General features: G+C 32.5%; 17 protein-coding genes. 15 read left to right on the top strand and 2 right to left on the bottom strand.

Features of this window, described 5'->3' with window-relative positions:
* Window positions 1-9 precede the first annotated feature (9 nt).
* The 5 genes from QWY99_RS21405 (at window position 10) to QWY99_RS21385 (ending at window position 8177) form a co-directional block, all read left to right on the top strand.
* Window positions 10-3186 carry an efflux RND transporter permease subunit gene (locus QWY99_RS21405; protein ID WP_290267955.1) on the top strand — a complete coding sequence of 1059 codons (3177 nt, stop codon included), beginning with the start codon at window positions 10-12 and terminating at the stop codon, window positions 3184-3186.
* A gap of 214 nt (window positions 3187-3400) precedes the next feature.
* A complete protein-coding gene (locus QWY99_RS21400) occupies window positions 3401-5893 on the top strand; it encodes a TonB-dependent receptor (RefSeq protein ID WP_290267953.1) in 2493 nt (830 codons plus the stop codon).
* 63 nt (window positions 5894-5956) lie between these two features.
* Window positions 5957-6289: a hypothetical protein gene (locus tag QWY99_RS21395; RefSeq protein WP_290267951.1), complete on the top strand. Its 333-nt coding sequence runs from the start codon at window positions 5957-5959 to the stop codon at window positions 6287-6289.
* A 25-nt stretch (window positions 6290-6314) separates the two neighbouring features.
* Window positions 6315-6617, top strand: a complete 303-nt coding sequence (locus tag QWY99_RS21390) for a hypothetical protein (protein WP_290267949.1) — start codon at window positions 6315-6317, stop codon at window positions 6615-6617.
* A 3-nt stretch (window positions 6618-6620) separates the two neighbouring features.
* Window positions 6621-8177, top strand: coding sequence for a PepSY-associated TM helix domain-containing protein (locus QWY99_RS21385; protein WP_290267947.1), 1557 nt, complete (start codon window positions 6621-6623; stop codon window positions 8175-8177).
* A gap of 212 nt (window positions 8178-8389) precedes the next feature.
* Here QWY99_RS21385 and QWY99_RS21380 read toward each other — a convergent pair whose 3' ends face one another.
* A complete protein-coding gene (locus QWY99_RS21380) occupies window positions 8390-8737 on the bottom strand; it encodes a toxin-antitoxin system YwqK family antitoxin (RefSeq protein WP_290267945.1) in 348 nt (115 codons plus the stop codon).
* Window positions 8738-8913: 176 nt separating this feature from the next.
* Window positions 8914-9906, bottom strand: a complete 993-nt coding sequence (locus QWY99_RS21375; RefSeq protein WP_290267943.1) for a TlpA family protein disulfide reductase — start codon at window positions 9904-9906, stop codon at window positions 8914-8916.
* 219 nt (window positions 9907-10125) lie between these two features.
* Here QWY99_RS21375 and QWY99_RS21370 point away from each other — a divergent pair, with 219 nt between their 5' ends.
* From QWY99_RS21370 to QWY99_RS21325, 10 genes are all read left to right on the top strand, one after another.
* Complete coding sequence (locus tag QWY99_RS21370; protein ID WP_290267942.1) at window positions 10126-10581, top strand: T9SS type A sorting domain-containing protein; 456 nt, start codon at window positions 10126-10128, stop codon at window positions 10579-10581.
* A 5-nt stretch (window positions 10582-10586) separates the two neighbouring features.
* Window positions 10587-17357, top strand: a complete 6771-nt coding sequence (locus QWY99_RS21365; protein ID WP_290267940.1) for an FG-GAP-like repeat-containing protein — start codon at window positions 10587-10589, stop codon at window positions 17355-17357.
* Window positions 17358-18155: 798 nt separating this feature from the next.
* The gene (locus tag QWY99_RS21360; protein WP_290267938.1) at window positions 18156-18410 is read left to right on the top strand and encodes a hypothetical protein; all 255 of its coding nucleotides are present in this window, start codon (window positions 18156-18158) and stop codon (window positions 18408-18410) included.
* A gap of 599 nt (window positions 18411-19009) precedes the next feature.
* Window positions 19010-19396 (top strand): hypothetical protein, encoded by a 387-nt coding sequence (locus tag QWY99_RS21355; protein WP_290267936.1) that lies wholly within the window; start codon window positions 19010-19012, stop codon window positions 19394-19396.
* A 44-nt stretch (window positions 19397-19440) separates the two neighbouring features.
* Window positions 19441-19806 (top strand): hypothetical protein, encoded by a 366-nt coding sequence (locus QWY99_RS21350; protein ID WP_290267934.1) that lies wholly within the window; start codon window positions 19441-19443, stop codon window positions 19804-19806.
* A gap of 454 nt (window positions 19807-20260) precedes the next feature.
* Window positions 20261-20647 carry a hypothetical protein gene (locus tag QWY99_RS21345; RefSeq protein ID WP_290267932.1) on the top strand — a complete coding sequence of 129 codons (387 nt, stop codon included), beginning with the start codon at window positions 20261-20263 and terminating at the stop codon, window positions 20645-20647.
* A 593-nt stretch (window positions 20648-21240) separates the two neighbouring features.
* A complete protein-coding gene (locus tag QWY99_RS21340; protein ID WP_290267930.1) occupies window positions 21241-21477 on the top strand; it encodes a hypothetical protein in 237 nt (78 codons plus the stop codon).
* Between the two features lie 501 nt (window positions 21478-21978).
* Window positions 21979-22542, top strand: coding sequence for a hypothetical protein (locus QWY99_RS21335; RefSeq protein ID WP_290267929.1), 564 nt, complete (start codon window positions 21979-21981; stop codon window positions 22540-22542).
* Window positions 22543-22771: 229 nt separating this feature from the next.
* Window positions 22772-24529, top strand: a complete 1758-nt coding sequence (gene aspS / locus QWY99_RS21330) for an aspartate--tRNA ligase (protein WP_290267927.1) — start codon at window positions 22772-22774, stop codon at window positions 24527-24529.
* Between the two features lie 112 nt (window positions 24530-24641).
* Complete coding sequence (locus tag QWY99_RS21325; protein WP_007137066.1) at window positions 24642-24836, top strand: cold-shock protein; 195 nt, start codon at window positions 24642-24644, stop codon at window positions 24834-24836.
* The last annotated feature ends 14 nt before the right edge of the window (window positions 24837-24850 follow it).

The following is a 24850-nucleotide window of genomic DNA, read 5'->3' as shown; positions in this document are numbered from 1 at the left end:
GCAAAAAAGATGAAATTAGCCGAAATATCCATAAAACGTCCGTCGTTGATAATTGTATTGTTTACAATTTTGATACTTGGTGGATTATTCAGCTACAGCCAATTAGGCTATGAGCTGATCCCTAAATTTGAACAAAACGTTATTACCATTTCTACTACTTATCCTGGAGCATCTCCAAGTGAGGTAGAAAACACCGTAACAAAGAAAATTGAAGATGCGATTGCATCCTTAGAGAATATCAAAAAAATCGACTCTAAATCATACGAAAGTTTATCTATCGTATCGATTACTTTAACGTCGAATGCGAAGGTAGATTTCTCTATGAACGATGCGCAACGAAAGATTAATGCAATCATAAGTGATTTACCAGATGATGTTAAAACACCAGCCCTAACCAAATTCTCATTGAGTGATTTACCAATTATGACAATTGGTGCCAATGGTAAAATGGATGAAGCTGCTTTTTATGACTTAATTGATAAAAAAATTGCTCCAATCTTATCGCGTGTACAAGGTGTGGCACAGGTAAATATTATTGGTGGTCAAGAACGTGAAATTCAAGTAAATCTTGATGCCTTAAAAATGCAAGGTTATGGACTTTCGATTCCGCAAGTGCAACAAACCATCTTGACTTCGAATTTAGATTTCCCTACTGGTAACATTCAAACTCGTGAACAAAAAATATTAATTCGTTTAGCGGGTAAATACAAAAGTGTTGACGAATTAAGAAACTTAGTTGTATCATCTCAAAACGGAATTCAAGTTCGTTTAAGCGATATCGCTGACGTACAGGATACTCAAAAAGTTGCTGAAAAAATTTCTCGTATCGATCAAAAAAGTGCGATTATTTTACAAATCATTAAACAATCGGATGCAAATGCCGTAGCAGTAAGTGAGCAATTATTAAAAACAATTACTGTTCTTGAAAACGATTATAAAGAAAATGAATTAAAACTTGAAGTTGCAAAAGACAGTACCGTTTTTACATTAGAAGCTGCTGACTCTGTAGTTCACGATTTATTAATCGCTGTAGTTCTTGTTGCGTTAGTAATGTTATTCTTCTTACATAGTATTAGAAACTCATTGATCGTAATGGTTGCAATTCCTGCATCGTTAATTTCTACATTTATTGGTATTTACTTAATGGGATACACATTAAACTTAATGAGTTTATTAGGATTATCTCTTGTTGTTGGTATTCTTGTCGATGATGCCATTGTGGTACTGGAGAATATTTACCGACATATGGAAATGGGTAAAAGCAAAATTCGTGCATCATACGATGGAACGGCAGAAATTGGTGGAACCGTTACTTCGATTACATTAGTAATTGTGGTGGTATTCTTGCCTATTGCAATGAGTTCTGGTTTAGTATCTAATATCATTACACAATTTTGTGTTACGGTAATTATCTCAACTTTATTCTCATTATTAGCATCATTTACAATTATTCCTTGGTTATCCTCTCGTTATGGGAAATTGGAACATATTGAAGGAAAGAATTTATTTGGAAGAGTAATTCTAGGTTTCGAAAGTTATTTAACTCGTTTTACAAACTGGATATCTAATTTACTAAACTGGTGTTTGGATCATTACATTAAAACAATTGCCGTAGTTCTTGTATTATTCTTTGGTTCTACAATTGGATTATTAGGTGGAGGTTTCATTGGTGGTGAGTTTTTCGCAGCATCAGATAGTGGTGAGTTCTTAGTGCAAATCGAAATGCCAAAAGATGCTTCATTAGAACAAACTAACTTTATGACTCAAAAGGCGGAAGCTTATTTGAAGAATGAAGAATACGTTCATAGTCAGATTACAACGGTAGGACAAACCAGTGAAGGTTTTGGAGCATCGCAAGCTACTGCTTACAAAGCAGAGATCAACGTGAAGATGATTGAACAAAAAGACCGTACTGATGGTGCTTCTGTTTATGCAGCAAAAATCAAACGTAAACTAGAAAAAGTATTGGTTGGAGCAAAAGTAAAAACTGTTCCAGTAGGTATTTTAGGAACTGCCGAAGATGCTACTTTAGGATTAATTGTAACAGGACCTTCTACTGAAAGTGCTATGGCATTTGCTAAATTAGCCGAAGCAGAATTACGTACAATTCCGGGAACAACAGAGATTAAATTAACTGTTGAAGATGGAAACCCTGAAATCAATGTTAAGGTTGATCGTGATAAAATGGCCGCATTAGGTTTAACGCTTCAAACAGTTGGTTTAACAATGCAAACTGCTTTTAGCGGAAACACTGATGGTAAATATAGAGCTGGTGAATACGAATATGATATCAATATTCGATATGATGAATTTGATAGAAAAAGTATTACTGATGTTAGTAACCTAATTTTCGTAAACGCTGCTGGACAACAAATAAAATTATCTCAATTTGCAGATGTAACAGAAGGTTCAGGACCTAGCCAGTTAGAGCGAAGAGATAAATCGGCTTCGGTAACTGTAAAAGGACAAAACGTTGGGGTGCCATCTGGAACAATTGTAACACAATGGCAAGCAAAACTTGATAAACTAAAAAAACCAGCTGGAGTAAATTACATCTGGGGAGGTGATCAAGAAAACCAAAGTGAAGGTTTTGGAACACTAGGAATTGCATTATTAGCCGCTATTATTTTGGTTTACCTTGTAATGGTTGGTCTTTACGATAGTTTCGTTCACCCGTTTGTAGTATTGTTTGCAGTACCGCTTTCGTTTATTGGGGCTATGTTAGCCTTGGCCTTAACGAATAACTCATTAAATATCTTTACGATTCTGGGTATTATTATGTTAATTGGTCTGGTGTGTAAGAACGCGATTATGCTTGTTGACTACACCAACCAACGAAGAGCTGCAGGAGAATCAATCAGAACGGCATTAATTCAAGCAAATCACGCTCGTTTGCGTCCGATCTTGATGACAACAATTGCGATGGTATTTGGTATGTTCCCAATTGCATTAGCATCTGGAGCTGGAGCCGAATGGAAAAATGGTTTGGCATGGGTAATTATTGGAGGATTAATTTCTTCTTTATTCCTAACCTTGATTGTTGTTCCTGTGATTTATGAAATCATGGAAAAAATCATCCACAAATTCTCTAAAGGGGAAAAGGTTGATTATGAGACAGAAATGGTTGCCGATTATGTACATACAGAACTAAGTGAAGACGGTTTCAATCCGAAGCATACGCTTTAACTTACAAAATAAATTCAAACTTAAAAAACCTGTTCAGCTATCTGAACAGGTTTTTTTATGTCTTTTTAACAAATAAAATCATTTTATGTTAAAAAAATAACAATGAAACAAATTGAATTGATTAAATTAAATTTATTTAGAATAGATAAAAATAATTTGGTTTGTTTTTATCCAGCAACTAAATTTGCGTTATTAAAATCAATTCTAAATAATTATGAGATCCAAACTTACAATATCATTTTTGAGTTTCTGTTTTGCTATACTACTAAGTACCACGACTTGGGCACAGCAAAAAGCAACTATCAAAGGGCAAGTTATTTTAACAAATAACGAAACACCCGACAATATTTCTGTAGTTCTAAAAGGAACTAGAATGGGTACAGTTACAGATGCTGAAGGAAAATATACTTTAAAGAATATTAAACCTGGCTCATATGTTATAAAAGTATCAGTAATAGGTCAAACTACTAAAGAAAAGAAAATAACGATTAACAGTGGTGATGAATTAACAGAGAATTTCACTATTACTTCTAGCAACGAAGAGTTAAGTGAAGTAGTTATCAATAGTGGTAAAAAGAATCACTACGCTCGTAAAGAAAACCAACAAGTATCAAGATTACCACTAAACAATCTTGAAAACCCACAAGTATATACAACTATTACAGGGGAAGTTTTAAAAGAACAAGTAGTAACTACTTTTGATGATGCGTTAAAAAATGCTTCTGGAATCACACAATTGTGGGCTTCAACAGGGCGCGCAGGAGACGGAGCTGGATATTATTCATTAAGAGGATTTGCTGTTCAACCTACAATGGTTAACGGGTTACCTGGTTTAACAAACGGAAGTTTAGATCCTGCTAATATCGATAGAATCGAAATAATCAAAGGACCTTCTGGAACATTATTCGGAAGCAGTTTAATTTCATACGGTGGATTAATCAACACTACTACAAAGAAACCGTTTAGAACTTTTGGTGGCGAAGTAAATTATACTGTTGGAAGTTATGGTTTACATCGAGCTACGGTAGATCTTAATACTCCATTAAACGATAAAAAAACATTGAACTTTAGAATTAATTCAGCGTATAACAAACAAGATAGTTTTCAAGATGCTGGTTTTAGAGAATCGTTTTTTATCGCCCCTTCCTTATCTTATGAAGTAAATGATAGATTGTCATTTTTAGTAAACACAGAGTTCATGACTAATGAAACTACGAATCCGACTATGTTGTTTCTAGACAGATCAAACCCATTAAGAGTGCATAACATTGCTGAATTAAAATACGACAACAAACGTTCTTATACTAGTAATGAGCTTACAATGAAAACGCCTTCGTACAATTTGCAAGGTCAAATGAATTATAAGCTTTCTAATCAATGGACATCACAGACAATCTTCTCGACAAGTTCAGCAAAATCAAAAGGAAACTATTCGTATTTGTATGAAGCAACTAGTAGAGCTCAATTTGCACCAATTAAAGAAGGAATCGTTCTTGCTAGATCTTTTACTGATCAAGATGCTAAAGATGTCTCTACTGATATTCAACAAAACTTTATTGGTGATTTTAAAATAGGTAAATTAAGAAACAGAATTGTAGTTGGTTTTGATTATTTCAACAGAACAGCAACAGACCATAACTCAGGTTGGTTTGGCAATGGTTACGTATACATTGGAGATGACTTACAATCTTTCAATACCATTATTCCTGGCGCAACAAATGGAGATAGTGGAGACTTAACAAAAGCAGGATCGGATGCAATTATTGGCAACACTCCAAGAAATAACAACAAAACAAGACAAGAAGTTTACAGTGCTTATTTCTCTGATGTAATTAATTTCACTCCTGCACTTTCAGCAATGCTAAGTTTACGTGCTGACCGTTTTATAAATGGTGGTGATGTTACTACTAAAGATGACAACTACAATCAAACTTCTTTTTCTCCTAAATTAGGTATCGTTTACCAACCAATTATAGACAAGGTTTCTATTTTTGCTAATTACATGGATGGATTTTCTAATGTAGCGCCAGGACAAAATCGTAATGCGGGTGTTGTTACTCCATTAACATTTAATCCTGAACATGCTAATCAATTTGAGGTAGGAACTAAATTAAATCTTTTTAAAGATAAACTGTATGCTACTTTTAGCTACTACGACATAAAGGTTACAGACAAAGTTTATGTAACAGAAACTCCGTATGTTGACCCAACTGATCCAACTGCAATACTACCTAACAACCAAGTTTCGCATCAAGACGGTGGACAACGCAATAAAGGTTTTGAAGCAGAATTTATTGCAAACCCAATTACTGGATTAAACATTCTTTTGGGTTACAGCTACAATGATGCAGTTTTAACTGCTGGAGATCCAGATTTCGTAGGATTCAGACCAGAAAGTGCAGGACCTCAAAACTTAGCAAACCTTTGGGCTACTTATAAATTTTCTCATGGTCTCTTAAGAGGTCTTGGAGTAGGTTTTGGAGGAAACTATGTTGGAGATAACAAAATCATGAACAGAGCTACTGCTGGAACATTTACAATTCCAGAATACACAGTAATGAACTCTTCTATATTTTATACTGCTGAGAAATTCACAGTAACATTAAAAGTAAACAATATTACAAACGAAGAAATTTACGATGGTTGGTCTACAATTCATCCTAAAGATCCAAGAACTTTTGCAGCAAGTTTCTCATACAGATTCTAATAAAAACAATAAAAGCATCGCTCTATGTAAATTTTAGAGGGGTGCTTTTTTAATCATTACGTTATGATAACAATAGCCAGCCTTTTCGTTTTTATCTCTTTTTATACCTTATACTACACTTCCAAAAGAGCCGTGCTGTCTCATGACTTTGGTTTTGAAAAATGGATGCAAAGAAATCCAAAACAAACAAAAATTACAGGTTTATGTTTGCTTCTTTTAGCTTACTTATTGTGGTTGCTTACTGCGTCATTAGGTTCGGCAACTTTGTTTTTTTTGATTCAGTTAATGACAATAAGTAGCTTAGTTATACTATTGACCCCATTAAAAGTAATCAACTACAGAGGAGTCCTAGTTTTATTTGTTGTTGCTGGACTATTAGAATATTACTATTACTAAATAACCATTTGTATATCCAAAAAATATGCCTGCAAACCCAAAATATTTAACCCAATCTATTTGGCAACGTATTGCCAAAATATCAGCCGCTATTCTAGGTGGTTACTTAGTATCCGTAAGTTTTCATCTTGCATTGGCTTCATGGATTGATCATGTCAATGTTATCATAACAATGGCTTTTAGCGGATTCATTCTTTGGGTTGTCTTGATGATTGTCGCTTTCTTGGCAAAAAACGGATGGAAAATCTGGGGTATTTATTTATTACTCACCTTAATCTTTTGTGGCATTATATATCTAGGACAAACCTATAACCCTATTACGCGATAATTTATGAATAACAGGAATTACAATATCTATTTTCATACACATACCGTAAGTGGTATCGTTATAAGTGTCGTTTTATTTGTCATTTTCTTTGCTGGATCTTTTTCGTTTTTTAGAGATGAAATCATCAATTGGGAACGAAGTGAATCTGTAGCAATAACAAAGAACATTCAATTAGAATACGATAAAGCTTTAAACAACTTAGACAAAGAATATACCTTACACGGAAGGAACATTTCTATTTCTAAAACCAGTGCCGAAAGAAGGGTAAATATTTATCTCGAAGGTACCAAAGACACTTTGGCTCCTGCCAAATTAAAAGAAGGGTCTTTCTTTTATTTAGATACCAAAAATTTCAAAACCCATACGTATGAAAACTCGTATTCACTAGGTGAGTTTTTATACCGACTTCATTTCCTTGCCCAGATACCCTATCCCTTTGGATATTATCTTTCCGGATTTGTAGCCTTATTTTTTCTATTTGCAATTATAACTGGGGTTCTATTGCATTGGAATAAAATCGTTTCTAACTTTTATATTTTTAGACCTAAAGAAAAACTAAAAACATTGTGGACAGATGCACATACATCATTAGGAATGATTGGCTTGCCTTTTCAATTTGTATATGCGGTTACAGGTGCATTTTTCATGATTAAATTATTAATTATTGCTCCAAGTGTAATGGCACTTTATAAAGGCGATCAAGATAAATTATATAAAGATTTAGAATACACCGATCCAGAATATAAATTTGATAATAAAAAATTGGCAACTCCTTTTAGCATTGACAAATTGGTAGCAAAAACCAAAAACAACTGGAAGGATTTTGAAATCACTCGTGTTTTTATCCAAAATTATGGCGATGCCAATATGCATGTTTTAGTAGAAGGTGAAATTAAATATGACAAAAAATTCACTGGAATTGGTAAGATCGTTTATAAAGTTGCCGATAACACAGTTGTTGCAAAAAAGGATCCAGTTACAGAAATCACCTATCTTGACACGGTAAAAAATGTATTATACCGAATTCATTTTGGAGATTATGGAGGATATGCTCTCAAGATAATTAGTTTTGTACTTGGTCTTATTACTTGTTTTGTAATTATATCAGGAGTTATGATTTGGCTCGTAGCCCGAGATAAGAAAAACATGCCCGAAAAGAAACGCCGCTTCAACGAAACTGTTGTGCGCATTTATTTGGCAATTTGTTTAAGCATGTACCCTATTACGGCATTAGCATTTATTGCTACAAAAGTATTTTATCCGCTCGGGCGATCAAATATTTACAGCATCTACTTTATTGGTTGGTTGGTATTAGTCGTATTTTTTATTCTAAAAAAGAACAACGCTTTCACAAATAAATTTAGTTTACTAGCTGGAAGTATTTTGGGATTCCTGATCCCTATTGCTAACGGAATTTGTACGGGAAATTGGTTTTGGAAAACCTTTGCACAAAATCAAATTCAGCTATTCTTTATTGATGTGTTTTGGATTGTTCTTGCATCGATTACATTATACATTTCATACCATTTGGACAAAAAAGACAAACAAGCAATATCATAACACCATCTAAAATAAATAGACCTGATTTAGTCACTACTACTATTCCAAATAAAGATAAGAAACAGTTTTATAATGAATCTAATATCTACAAGGGATACCCGTAACAGAAAGAATCATTTGGTGCGAAATAAAAAAAGTAAGTCTTCAAAAATAATAGGCACAAAAAAAAGGTTGTTCAGCTGAACAACCTTTTTTGGTTTTATAATTTAGTCTTAGTTTCTGTTTGCAAGTGCATCTTGTTTCCAATTTTTAACAGAAGCCACACGGCTGTCAGAATAGTCTACCTCACTAAGATTCGTTCCATTCCAGAAAAACCATTTACCTGTTTTTTCTCCATTGGCATATAATCCTGTAGCTTTTTTATTTCCACTCTCATCAAATGCAACCCAGATACCATCTAATTTACCATCTTTAAAAAAACCTTCTTGTTGAACTTTACCATTATCATAGTAATAAGTAGCTTTTACTTTATGTCCAACAGCTTCTAAAACTGGTTTAGTTTCTTGTGCAACTAAAATTCCAGAGAACAATATTGCAACTAAAATCACACACTTTTTCATATCTTTAGTTATTAATGTTTTAAAATCTATAAACAAATATAACTATTCCTTTACATTAAAAAAACTTTAACTTAACAATTTGGTAACATTGAGTAAAAGCTTAACATTGGAAATCAAAGGGGTGATTAAAATCAATACCAACCAAGGTATCAGTGTTTTACGAATTTGTACGATTTTTAATTCAATAATTTATCAAGCTGCGCTTGTAGTTCTGGCATCGAAGGTCTCGGAGCATCAGCACTAACAATATTTCCAGATGGATCAATTAAGATAAATCTAGGAATTCCTGTTACACCATAGCTAACCACAAAATCAGATTCCCAATCCTTGTCAGCAAATAATTGAACTCCTCCTAAATTTTTCTCATTAACAAACTTTTTCCATTTTTCGTGGTCTTTTAATTTATCAATTGAAATACTTACGAATTCGATATTTTTACCATGATACTTTTCTTCTACTTTTTGCAAGAAAGGAATCTCTGCTCTACAAGGCGCACACCAAGTTGCCCAAAGATCAATATAAACATATTTCCCTTTTAAGTCAGAAAGTTTAGTTTTACCACCTTTATAGTTTTCGAAATCGAAAGCTGGAGAAGCAGTACCATTTAACTTTTTCATTTTAGCAGTGCTATCATAATTACGCTGTGCAAATTCTTTAGACTTTTCCAATGACTTTTTTATTGCCTCTTTAAATTCAGGATCAAAATCACCTTTTTCAATAGTTGCCAAATCCGATTTTAGCTTTGCTTCCAAAAGAGTAGCAAATTCTACCGCTTGTTTAGAAAAAGCTTCTTCTTCAAATTTCTCATTTCTCAATGCTAACTGAGCTAAAAAATTACTTTCATTAGCGCCTTTTCCTTTGTAAACAATTGTCTCGTCAAATTGCTTAGCATCTAAGGCTAAATTAATATCAGACCCCGGCTTTAAATAAAGACTTGAAGACTCTGTTCCATCGCTAAATTGGTAAAAGCCTTTTGGCGCATCAAAGGTTGCGACAAAAGTTTCTTTTTTATCAACTGGAATTACCTGCTTGAAATTATTAGCGCCTCTAATAACAAGAGTATCGCTATTTCTATTATTGATTTTAGCAGTGAATTTGATTTTGCTTGCGTTGCCCTGTGCAAAAGTTATACCGACAGAAAACAACAGCAAAAAGGTTAATTTTTTCATATATATAATTTGTTTAGTTGGAGTAAAAATAAACATTTAAATATATCAAAATACAAGAAGATACCATCAAATATAAAAAAGCCCAAAAACACTAAGTATCTCGCAATCAAACAGCCAAAATTAAAATTTGTAGCATTTTTTCTAAAAATGAGAAATCATTATTACAGAAAATACATATATTTACAAAATATATTACTTTAACTACAAATAAAACCAACAATGAAAAATTATTACCTACTGTTTATTTTTGGGATTACTTTAATTGCAACTGGTCAATCTAAAATCACTTTTGATTATGATCCCGCAGGCAACCAAATAAAAAGAGAATTATGTATTGGGAATTGTGATACTAACCCCTTTGAAGAAGAAGACACTAAAGAAATAGAAGAATTAGAGGAAGAAGATTTACAAAAATTTTCACCAGAAGATGTCATTTCATACTACCCAAACCCAGTTAAAGAAGAATTATATCTAAAATGGGAACTCCAAAATGGGAATAACGTAGCATCGATACAACTTTATACTACGAATGGTCAACTTTTAAAAACTTTCAATAAACCGGAGAACGCTAACTCTCAAAAAATAGCCTTTCTGAATTATCCCACAGGAATCTATATGATTTCTTTGATTTACGATAATGGCGATCAAAAGACAATTAGAATCATAAAACAATAGCACCTATGAAAAAACTATATTTTACATCGCTGCTATTAATCTCTATTTGTTATGTAGCTGCACAAAATGACGAAGGAACTCCTGTAACCGAAATAAAAATCATAGAAAGAGTCAGTAACAAGATAGAAACTCAAGATGATTTAAGTAACAAATCGGACGTAACAACAACAAAAAAAAGCACCTTATCAACCTTAAACTCGGGAACATCATCTGAAGTAGGTACAACAGAAGGACAATTATCTGTATCGCTTGCCGGAAATGCAAACTATTCAATACCCATAGCTGTACCTCCAGGTATTAATGGAGTTGAGCCGCGAGTTAGTCTAAACTACAACAGTAATAGAGGACTTGTTGGAACAGCGGCAAGAGGTTGGGACATCGGAGGAATATCTACAATAACAAGAATCCCTACAACTCGCTATCATGATAACAGAATTGGAACTGTAGAACTTAATAGTTCGGACCGTTTTGCTCTAGATGGACAACGATTGATGATAAAAAACAATACATCTGGAACTTATGGTGCCGATGGAACTATTTACGAAACCGAAAACTACTCTAATCTAAAAATTGTTTCATATGGCACACATCCTGATGGAGCAAATTTTGGCCCTGCTTATTTTATAGTAGAATATCCCGATGGTTCAAAAGCCTACTTTGGACGTTCGCCTAGTTCGTGTTCCAAAACAGAATGGGCAATTAATTATTGGGAAAACCCACAAGGAATCGGAATAAGTTATTTCTATAAACTAACCAATAATTCCTTAACAATAGCATCTATAAAATACGGATCTTCAAGAGGAGAACAACCTATAAATGATATTCAATTTGTTTATGAAAATAGAATATTTCCAGAAAACAGTTACGTAGGAGGCCACAATATCATAAGAGATAAAAAAATAAAAGAAATAAAAGTAAGTGGAAATACAATAGGGTATAGAAATTACTTTATTACCTCGCCAGAAGGAGATCGCATTTATTCCATTACGGAGAAAAGTGGTGATAATAGCATTAGCTATAATCCAACCCTCTTTAAATATGATCAAACGCATGAAAAATCAAGCTACTTAGCGGTAGAAACAAAACTGAATTTAAAAAATATAAACTCTCTTAATGCCGTAACAGTATCAGGTGATTTTGATGGAGATGGCAGTATGGATACTATAATATACCCAACCATTGGACCAGAAGCAAAAAAAGTATATTGGTTATATACTGACATACAATCTAAAAAATTAAATATTGCAGTTCAACATAACGTAGGTGCTTTTGATGAAATTTTTCCGACAACATGGTTAAGCTGGAATAACAAAATAATGCCACAGGGCTGGACTGTGTTGAAAAAAAATGGAACCGAGTACACGTTCACGGTTTACAGCACGGGATTATCAAGCCCCTTGCATAAGCAATATGAGCGAACAGTTACGATCCCAAAAACGGTTTATCCCAAAAAAGTAGTATCAGGTGATTTTAATGGAGATGGACTAACAGATGTTTTAATTATTGACAGCCAAGATTCTAAAGGGAATATCGTTACTGGAAAAAAAGTTTATTTTGTCGATTTAAAAAGAGATAATACTACCAATTTCATAACATCACCAGGGCAACTAAAAACTACTTTATCAACAACAGCCAGAGTCGAAGTTGCAGATTTTAATGGAGATGGAAAGTCTGATCTATTTGTCTTCGATAACGGCTTCTTGACTATATATTCGCTTAACGAAGAAAACAAACTGATCGTTTTATATAGAAACCCCAAAATTGACCCTACTTTATCAACTGGTTTCCCTAATAAAACAACAACAATGCCTATTTTAATTGGTGACTATAATGGAGATGGAAAAGCAGATTTCATTATTCCAAAGGCATATCGTTCCTCAGAATGGTATAAATATACTTCAACAGGAACTACAATGATAAAAGAACTGAAATCCTATTTACCAGTTTTAGAGAAAAACGATTCTAATAACAGTTATAATTATATCACAACCGATTTTAATAATGATGGAAAAGCAGATTTAGTACGCATTCAAAGCAGTAGAGACCGATCCATTAACCAAGGTTTTATCACAATTGCCAGTTATCCTAATGTAAACGGTGATTTTACAGGCAATCCAAGCTGGGCAGGCACAGGAAATAAACCAGACATCAATATGTATGCGCTCCCTGCCTACTTACCACAAACTCGACAAAGTAGTAATAGTGGCACAACACAAATTAAATCGACTTTAGCAATTGGATTTATCAATCAGAATAAAATACATTTTTTTAATTCAGCCTATGATTATACCAAAAGTAATAACCTGACTAGCATAACAAATGGAAATGGAGTAAAAGATATAATCTCCTACGTACCCTTAGATTCAAAGTACACCAAAGACAATAGGTATCGACCAATTTATGAGCCGAGTATGCAGCTTACAAATTATCCGTACTTAGATATTGAAATCGATCGAAATACATATGTAGTTAGCAAACTAGAAAGGCAAAGTGCAACAACTTATAAAAAGAAAACATTTTCATACTATGGGGCAGTAACAAACCTCGAAGGACTTGGCTTTTTAGGTTTCCGATCGACTGCATCTACCAATTGGCATGATGATTCTACACCAATTATTTCATATATATCAGGATTTGATATGAATTTAAGAGGTGCCAATACCCAAAATTATATGGTATTAGGGGAGGAATTACCTTTACTAGCCGCCAGAACTCCAACCGCCAAAACAACTACAAAAGAAAACGATTATACGCTATCTAGAAATTCTTTTTCTTCAAGATTAAGCCCTGAGGCAGACATATATCTTAAAGCTCCAATAAATTTTATAACAAAATCAATAATAACCTATGAAAAGAATCTAACGTCTAATAACGTGTTCTCGCTACAAAATATAAACACCAAAGAATATAATAGCTTAGAGAATACTAATAGCGAAATCACTAGCGATTATGACAACTTCAACAACCTCATAAAAGCTACCACTGTACTAAAAGAAGGCGAAACTGTTGTACAAACAAACATAACAGATATAGCATACGAATCTTTGGCAGCACCATATATAATAGGCAGACCAATAAGTAAGAAGGAAAGCACAGCTATTTCTGGAGATCTTATGACAAGTCAAGAAACTTACCAGTATAATGGAGAGCAATTACTCCATAAAATTGAGAAAAAAGGAACTAATACTGCTACTGTAACAGAAGATAATTTATATGACCGTTTTGGAAATATCACTCAAAAAACAATAACAGCACCCGATTTAGTTCCCCGAATTACCAATTATCAATATGATACATCGGGACGATTTTTAACAAAAGCTATAGATACGGAACGTTTAGAGACCTTTTTTGCAAACAACCCAAACAACGGAACTCTAGAAAGTAGGACTGATGCTTATGGCATAACTACTTCGTACACCTATGATAAATGGTTTAAAACTCTAACTTCTAAAAATGAGAAACTTAACAAAACAGTTTCCTACTCTTATAAAAAAAATGCGTTTGAAACCCTATTCACTACAAAAGGGGATGCCTCTGATGGAAGCTATATGGAAACTACTTTTGATGATTTAGGCAGAAAAACGAAATCGGGTATCAAGGATGTAACTGGAAAAATGGCTTTTGTCTCCTATTTATATGACATCAATGACCGCAATTATAAAGTTAGTGAACCCTATTTTGGGAGCACCCCTACACAATGGAATGAAACCAAGTTTGATAAATATGGCAGGACTATAGAAACGGTATCGTTTACAGGAAGATCAAGTACAATGAGCTACTCCGGCTTAACAACAACGTTTACAGATGGACTAAAAAACAAAATAGCAACCAAAAATGCCTTGGGAGGTATTGTATCTATGAAAGAAAACACTGGTGGAACCATCAATTATAGCTATTTTGCTAATGGAAATTTAAAACAGACCAGCTACAACGGTACAACTATAAAAATAGAGCAAGATGGCTGGGGGCGCAAAACCAAATTAAGGGATGCTACTGCGGGAACTTTTGCTTATGATACAAATGATTTTGGAGAACTTAACACCGAAACTTCTCAAAACGGCGGTGTAATAACGACCATAACACGCGATGCAGTAGGCAAACCAATAAAGAAAACGATAACAGGACCATTTACAGATAGTGAAACAACCTATGCCTATGATCCAACTACAAAACTACCTACTGTAACAACTTTTACAGACAAGCTTCAACCTACAGGATTCAATACAATAATTACAAAACTTACTTATGATCCCGATTATAAAAGAGTAGTAACTATTGTGGAAGACAAAATAGGGTATGCCAGATTTACAAAAACGTTTACCTACGATGATTTAGGAAGAATCGATACGGAAACCAAAAAGGCCGAAATAGGAAGTAAATCTAGTGCTCTGACCACAAAATACAACTATAAAAATGGCGCTGTATACCAAATCCTCGACAATGCCACATCGCAAGTATTATGGCAAACAAATACACTCAATGCAAAGGGGCAAATACTAGAGAATACAATTGGTAATGGCATAAAGATGACCAACGAGTATGATGCAGCTGGCTACCTTAAAAAAATACAACATGATAAAACAGCTGAACCGACAAGTAATATCATGACTCTTGAAACAGATTTTGATAAAAAAACCGACAATCTAAATAGCCGTACCAATACAATGTTTGGTAATTGGGGCGAAGTTTTTGAGTATGACGACCTAGAAAGATTAACCCAATTCACCAATAGCATTGGAGAACAAGAAACTCAAAATTATGAGCCCTCAGGTAGAATAAAAGAGAACAATCTGGGAACCTACAAATATGAAGAAGAAACGAAACCCAACCAAAATACGTCTATTGAGCTAACCCCAGAGGCAGAGAATTATTATAAAGAAAGAGGTTTGGTCTTTTATGATGGAATGGAGGATAATACAGGATGGGCTACAGATGCTTATGAGGCAGAAAAAATCACCTATAGAAATCCAGCCTGTATTGGAGATTATGGATTGCTGCTAACTACAGCCGAACCGAATAACATCAATTACGTTACATCCGATAAAATAATTCAGATAGACAATGCAACCGATACCGAATACACCTTCTCTGCTAGAGTGTTATCCTCGGGCCCTAAGGCAGAAATACAATTACTAGAATACAAGGATAACGAAACCGATGCTTTTAAAACTGAAATTCTAACTACAAAAACCAAAGACAGTTGTATTTATATACGAAAAACGTTTACAATACCAGCTGCTATCAAGCAGTTGCGAGTTCGTTTAAATATAGTAGGTACAAAAAAAGACACAGGCGATGTTCTTTTTGATGAGATAACCTTACAGAGAACTGATAGAAATCCTTTAAGTAATAGAAACCTAAAACTTACTGTTGATTATAACGCGTTTAAGAGTCCTGTGCAAATAAAAGAAACAGGAGTTGATGTAATTAACTTTACTTATAACGACAATAACCAACGTAGTTCTATGTTTTATGGTAATTTACAAAACAGTAATACATCAAAACCATCACAAAAACACTATGCTGCAGATGGTAGTATGGAAATAAAACAAAACACCGTAACAGGTGCGTTAGAATTTATAACCTATATTGCAGGAGATGGTTATTCGGCTCCAATAGTAGCAAAAAGTGACGGAGATAACACTCCCGATTATTTGTATTTACATCGCGATTACCAAGGCAGTATCATGGCTATTACAGATGCTAATGGCGTAGTACTCGAGAAACGACTTTACGATGCTTGGGGAAAAATAAGCAAAGTACAGGATGGAAAAGGAAATGATCTCCCCGAACTAATAGTATTAGATCGTGGCTATACAGGACACGAACACCTACAAAGCGTTGGGCTTATAAATATGAATGCTAGATTATATGACCCAATGTTACACCGTTTTTTATCTGTAGACAATTACATACAGGATCCAACCAATACGCAAAATTACAATCAATATGGTTATGTATTGAACAACCCCTTAAAATACACAGACCCTAGCGGAAATCAAGCTTCTGGAAATGGGAAAGATTGTGTAGATTGTGGCCCAAATGAAACCAGCCAAACCCTTATAGGAAATGCACTTCAGTACTTAAAAGACAATTGGGATGATTTAGGCATTAAAGATTGGGCAAACAGAAATTTTAATTTTAAAAAATGGGACAGATGGAGAAAAGACAAAATAAGCCTTAATAACATATTTGGTCGTAATAAAAATAATGAACCTGTTAATAGAAGTAGTTATGTGAATATGAACAGCATGAATACCCCTAGTATATATCGAAATTTAAAAGCTGCACCTGTTTTAGCTACAAACACTACATTAGTAGGAATTGGTTTTGGAATAGATAAATATAGTTCTAAAATAGATAAATTGGCTAACTTAAATAATTTCAAAATTCAAAGTTATAATCCGAACAATAATTATGAGTTTATGAATTCTTCATCAGGAATTACAGATGGAAAGGTTTATATGGAAGGAACTAAAACTAGTACTAATTCTTTAAATAGTTTTGGCAAAAGTGTTAGAATAGCCGGATATGCTACAAGTACATTGGGTTTAGGAATGTCTCTAATTGAATATTCCGAAGGACGTATCTCAGGGCCAGTTCTAGTGACAGATATATTTATGACAGCACTTTCGTACGCTCCTCCGTACGGCACTGGAATTTCAGCCTTTTATTTCATGGGTGTCCGCAGTACTTCAACTTATTTCACACATAAATCAATCGATTTTTATGAACTTCGAAAAATAAAAATCGACAATACCCGAGTAAGAAATTAAAAATAAAAAAAATGGTATATAAAATTATTGAACTCCTTTTTGTTTTCTTTTCAAAAATTTACATTTTCTTTTATAAAGAGAAAGGAGACTATTGGTTTATTTTTCCAATTATAATTATGTCTGGAATTATAATGATTAATGTGGAAGTTATATTGTTATTGTTTTTTTCTTTGAATAAAGTTTTCCCATTACTACTACTTTTACCAATGTTATTGTTCTTTGCTATCATTCTTAGAAAGAAAGAGTATAATTGGGTGTTAAAATATACTATCTCAAGAAATAAAAAGATTCTAATTTCTTCCCTTTTGATTATCGATTTTATAATTATGATAATTTTATTAAATATCTCTAGAAGTATCTATATAGCAACACATTTATAAAAAAACTAACTAGTCAATACAAACCCCTACGTATTAGTCCCCCTAAAACACATAGCTCAAGGTAAGAATAAAGCTACGCATAGCTGTATTAGTATTCAATTAGCCGCAGCAAAAGGAAGTATTTTCGGAATTGGTTGGACACTTGGTTAGAATGTTTTAGGCCCCTGGATAACAAATACTGAAGCCTATAATCATTTATTTTTTGGAAAAAATTCAACAAGATACCAATATCTAGAGAGACAAAACGGCTGGTATGAAAGCAAACTATTAAAAGATTAAAAATATGAAAATTTACAAAATGATTTATTATCATTTTTTTCTGCTAAGCTCAAAAAAAAATGCTGTCCCAGAAGTACCTGTATATACATTATTATCGCTTATACAGACTAATCATTTAATAACTATCGTTAATATAATAATGATAATTACTAGAATAAATATTGTTTATGATGTTACAAAAATAGCACTTATTGGTCCGATTTTATTTTATTTAATAAACTATCGCTATTTTGGTAAAAAAGGCAATGGAGCTATTATAATTAAAGATGACTCTTATTCCTTAGGTAAATATTCTTTTTTACTTACTATTTATAATGTTTCATCATTTTTCATAATGATACTAACCTATTATATTTATAGAGAGTTATTAAAAGGAAAAACACCCTTTTTATAAAAAACACCTTACTCCTATTGTTCTAGACCAAAACATCTAAAGCAAACAAACCAATTACAATTTGCTACATCAATGTTCAAAAGCAACTTGATAGCTCATTGAAACTGTTTTAATCATAAAAAATATTGTTTTTCTAACTAATAGTAAATGATTAGACCTAACAGGTTTTAAAAACCTGTTAGGTCTTTGCTGAGAACTTAAAAAATTAAGAAGTGAATTTTAAAACTATTAAGATAACAACCGAAAAAGTTTCTATCCAATGATTCATTCTTAATGCGAATCAAAAGTTGAAATAGAATCCCGTTATTCTTCTGAGTAGACCTAACAGGTTTTAAAAACCTGTTAGGTCTTTACTGAGAACCTAAAAATTGTATTCGCAACCTTTGATTCGTTTACTAGTACAATCTGTAGCGCGGTTGCAATAATAAATCAATCACCCAATACTCATGCAACATTAGGAAGACCTATAGGGGGGGTGCTTGGGGAATAGGCTGGGAATTAGGCAGATTTATTTCAAAAACAGACAACTATCAAGAGTGGTACAGAAACGTTTGCCCCCACTTTAGATAAAGAAATTTTGGATATTAAATAAAAAAATTATGGATGTTATATATTATTACTTCTATTTATTTTACATCAGAATTATCAAAGATAATGAGCCTCATATGCTAACCATACTTGCAATAAGTGCTACAGAAGGATTCATTATAAATATAATCATACAGGTAATATCAATAATCTACCAATGTAAACAAACAAGTAATCTAATTTGGATGAGTATTATTGGTTTGGCGAATATGTTTAATTATTTATACTATTATAAATCTGGAAGAGCAATCAGAATAATTAAAGAAAAACCAATGTTCTATTCTAGCAATCGAATTTCAATATTGTCAACTATTTCATTTTTTATTGTGTTTGGTACCTCAATAATATGGGGCTCAATTTTAACAAAATATCTTTTAGAAACATATTGTGGGAAGTAGCTATTAGGTTCTACTTCCTAAACTCAAACAGGTAACCCAAAACTATGAAAATTTACAAAATGATTTATTATTACTTTTTTTTAAAAAGCTCAAAAAAAAATACTGTTCCAGAAGTACCTGTATATACATTGTTATCGCTTACGCAGACTAGTAATTTAATAACAATCACTAATATAATAATGATAGTTACTAGAATGAATATTAATTATGATGTTGGTAAAATAGTACTAATTGGTCCCGTTTTATTCTATTTAATAAATCATTATTATTTTAGTACAAAAGGCAATGGAGCTATCATAATTAAAGATGACTCCTATTCTTTAGGTAAATATTCTTTTTTACTTAGAGTTTTTAATATTTCATCCCATTTTATAATGATACTAACATATTATTTTTATAAAGAGTCTTAAAACATGAATCCTGTTATTCTTCTGAGTAGACCTAACAGGTTTTTAAAACCTGTTAGGTCTTTGCCGAGAACCTAAAAAATTAAGAAGACGATTTTAAAACTATTGAGATAACAACCGATAAAGTTTTCTATTCAATGATTCATTCTTAATGCGAATCAAAAGTTGAAATAGAATCCCGTTGTTCTTCTGAGTACACCTAACAGGTTTTAAAAACCTGTTAGGTCTTTGCTGAGAACCTAGAAAATGTAAACACAACCCTTAATTCGCTTGACTACTATAATCCGTAGCGCGGTTGCAATAACAGAACAATCAACCAATACTCATTCAACTTATGAGGAATTGGCTGATAATTACCAAAGGAACAAATCATGGTAGTTCATGCCAAGATAGGAAACAAGAAACTTGATTACCGTGGGTAGAAGAAAATTAGGCATATCAATCAAAAATTAATTAAATGAAAACCATTTATTACTACTACTATTTGTTTTATATAAAAATATCTAAAGACGATGAACCATATGCAACAACAGTTTTTGCATTATCTATGTCTGAAGGATTTGTTATAAATTTCATTTTAAATATTATATCAATTCATCAATATTGTTATTTAATAGACAAATGGATTATGATTATCGTACAATTAGTAGTGCTTATTATTAATTATTTGTTTTTCAACAAATCGGGAAAAGCAATTGAAATCACAAAAGAAAAACCCATGTTTTTTTTTAATCATAAATTATCTGTGATTACAACTTTATTGTTTTTTATAATAACATTATCGTTTATGTTTTGGGGTCCGATTTACACAAAATATCTTCTAGAAACATATTGTGGTAGCTGACTTAAATAACTAAACATATAAAGACAAAAAATTATGAATGTCATATATTATTATTACTTTTTATTTTATATCAAAGTATTAAAAGATGACGAGCCTCATCTTTTAACGACAATGGCTCTAAGTGCATCTGAGGGTTTCGTTTTGAGTGTAACTTTAAGCATTCTTCTAATAAAGTTTTTTTGTTATGAAATGACTAATTTATTGATGTTTCTACCAATTTGTTTGTTTCTTTTGTTTAATTACTACTTTTTTCATAAATCTGGAAGAGCAAGAAAAATAGTAAAAGAAAAGCCCATGTTTTTTTCAAATCATAAATTAACTATAGTAATGGTGCTTTTATTTTTTATTGTAACACTATCTTTTTTGTTTTGGGGAGCTTTTTACACAAAATATCTGTTAGAAACATATTGTGGGAAGTAGCTATTAGATTCTACTTCCTAAACTTAAACAGTTAACCCAAAACTATGAAAATTTACAAAATGATTTATTATCATTTTTTTCTGCTAAGCTCAAAAAAAAATGCTGTTCCACAAACACCTGTATATATAATGTTAGCGCTTACACAGACTAGTAATTTAATAACAATCACTAATATGATAATGATTTTTACTAGAATGAATATTGATTATGATATTAGAAAGATAGCACTTATCGCGCCGATTTTGTTTCATCTGAGTAATTATTATTATTTTAAAATAAAAGGCAATGGAGCAATCATAATTAAAGATGACTCCTATTCCTTAGGTAAATATTCTTTTTTACTAGATGCATATAATATTGCTTCATATATTTTAGTTGCTATTACATATCATTTTTATAAAGAACTTTAAATGAGAATCGAGTTAATTGGTTGGAATATTTCAGCACTTTAGATAAGAGATACAGAGGGATATACTGATTTGTTTTTGGGGAAGAACTCAGCAAGCTATCAATATTTAGAAAGAGAAAAATGGTTGCTAGGAAAGCAAACTACTAAAAGACTAAAACTATGAAAATTTACAAATATTTATATATTTCTAGTATGAGCTATAATACTTCACCTGAAATGCCAGTAATTGGCTTCATTTCTTTTTCACGAACAAATAATTTACTTAGCTTGCTAAATATTAATCATTCTTTACAAAAATGATTAATAACTATAATCTTCCAGTTTTTTATTTAATAATTGATCCGTTTCGATATAAGTTTTTGCGTGCCGGTTTTAAATCTAGAATTGGATTGTTTGGAGAATATAATTTGTTTATTAAAGTTTAATTAGAATAGATATGTTTGGATTATTTAAAAGAACAAAAATAGAAAATAAAGAAATTCAATTACTTAGAAGTGTAGTCATGAAACTTCCATCCTCATATATTGGTTTCCTTAACCAAATAGATGATGGATTGTTTAGGGGAGTGATTACTAATATTACTGACATACCTGGATATGTAGCCTTTACTTTCAAATCTACAATATTAAAAAAATATGAAAAACCTAATGAGAAAGATTTTAAACTATTCAATATCGAGGTATTCGACAAAAAATTACAGATCTATTTACCATATGAGATTTATATATCAAGTGGCACAATATGTGGTTATTCATTAGTAGGAAATAAAAAAATAGAAATTGATATCGACAAAATCAATACATCAAATTTTAAAAAAGAATTTATTGGATTATCTGACTATAATCGAATTCAAAATCTTATGAGTGATGGTGAAAAGATGGTTTTAAATCCATCTGATGTATATTCTATTTTTATAAATAAAAAAGAATATTTCCATATTAAAGATCTTGAAGATGGCGACTTCATTGGTATTGATTCTGAAAAAATCGTATATAAAATAACCCATGATACTCATGGAGTACGCACCCTTAATAAAACAATTGAGGATGTCTTAACTAAAGAATAGTTTCCATTTATAAAATTTCAAATAGAAAAAAGCATTTCCTTAAACATAGTCTTTAATTTTTTTACAAAATATTTCGAAAATTGTCCCAATAGCACGGATTTTCATTAATCATGTAAAACTTCAGTATATGTCACTAAAATAAAAAATAATTAAGATCAACTGTATTAAACATTAGAAAACTAGCCTTATTTAATTTTTGTGTTTACTTTTGCAGTCTAAAATTTGGATCATGTATAGAAGTCATAATTGTGGCGAATTAAACGCCTCACACATTAATACAGAAGTTACACTAGCGGGCTGGGTTCAGAAATCGCGTGATAAGGGATTTATGAATTGGGTTGATTTACGTGACCGTTATGGAATCACACAACTTATTTTTGACGAAAGTCGTAGCGATAAAACCGTTTTTGAAGCAGCAAAAACTCTTGGAAGAGAATTTGTTATTCAAGTAAAAGGGATTGTTATTGAACGTGAGGACAAGAACAAAAACAAAAACATGATTACTGGTGACATAGAAATTCTAGTTACCGAATTAACAATATTAAACGCTGCATTAACACCTCCATTTACTATTGAAGATGAAACGGATGGTGGAGAAGATATCCGAATGAAATATCGTTACCTAGATATTCGTCGTAATCCAGTAAAAAACAGCTTGCTTTTCCGTCACAAAGTGGCAATGGAAGTTCGTAAATATTTATCGGATTTGGATTTCTGCGAAGTAGAAACTCCTTATTTGATTAAATCAACTCCAGAGGGAGCAAGAGATTTCGTTGTACCAAGCCGTATGAACGAAGGACAATTTTATGCTTTACCACAATCACCACAAACTTTCAAACAATTATTGATGGTAGGTGGAATGGATAAATATTTCCAGATTGTAAAATGTTTCCGTGACGAAGATTTACGTGCAGACCGTCAACCAGAGTTTACACAAATCGATTGCGAAATGGCATTTGTTGAGCAAGAAGATATTTTAAATGTTTTCGAAGGATTGACAAGACATTTACTAAAAGAAATAAAAGGTATTGATGTAGACAAATTCCCAAGAATTACCTACGACTATGCTATGAAAACATACGGAAATGACAAACCAGACATTCGTTTCGGAATGGAGTTTGGTGAGTTAAACGAATTTGCACAACACAAAGAATTCCCAGTATTCAATGCTGCCGAATTAGTTGTTGGAATTGCAGTTCCAGGCGCAGGAAATTATACACGTAAAGAAATCGACGGATTAATTGACTGGGTTAAGCGTCCGCAAGTAGGAGCATCAGGAATGGTGTATGCTAAATGTAACGACGATGGAACATACAAATCATCTGTAGATAAGTTTTATGACCAAGAAGATTTAACCAATTGGGCAAAAGCTACAGGAGCAAAACCTGGGGATATGATTTTTGTACTTTCGGGTCCAGCTAATAAAACACGTGGGCAATTAAGTGCTTTACGTATGGAATTAGCAACACGTTTAGGATTACGTAAACCAGAAGAATTTGCACCACTATGGGTTGTTGACTTCCCTTTATTAGAATTAGACGAAGAAACAGGTCGTTACCACGCAATGCACCACCCATTTACATCTCCTAAGCCAGAAGACATGAAGTTATTAGAAACAGAACCTGGAAAAGTTCGTGCTAATGCTTACGATATGGTATTAAACGGTAATGAAATTGGTGGAGGATCTATTCGTATTCACGATAAGGCAACACAACAATTAATGTTCAAATACCTAGGATTTACTGAGGATGAGGCAAAAGCACAATTCGGATTTTTAATGGATGCGTTCCAATTTGGAGCACCACCACACGGAGGATTAGCATTTGGACTAGACCGATTGGTAGCTATACTAGGTGGACAAGAGACAATTAGAGATTTTATCGCATTCCCAAAAAATAATTCAGGACGCGATGTAATGATTGATGCACCTGCAACAATAGACGCTTTACAATTAAAGGAATTACACATCAAAATTGACGCAATATAACGAGCGAAAACACTGTAAATCAATATTTTTTATAAAAAATTAACAGTATATTGTCTTTTGTATTATTTTAAATCTTACATTTGCCTCATTATAAATTATTATTACTATTACAATGCGTACAGGTACAGTTAAATTTTTCAATGAGTCAAAAGGTTACGGGTTCATTACAGACGAAGAAACAGGAAAAGACATTTTCGTTCATGCATCAGGAATCAACGCGGAAGAATTACGCGAAGGTGACAGAGTTAGCTACGAAGAAGAAGAAGGAAGAAAAGGTAAAGTTGCTGCTAAAGTTGCAGTAATCTAAGCATAAAAATATAG

The sequence above is a fragment of the Flavobacterium branchiarum genome (assembly GCF_030409845.1).
Lineage (GTDB): Bacteria > Bacteroidota > Bacteroidia > Flavobacteriales > Flavobacteriaceae > Flavobacterium > Flavobacterium branchiarum.
This window is presented reverse-complemented; position numbering and strand designations above follow the sequence as displayed.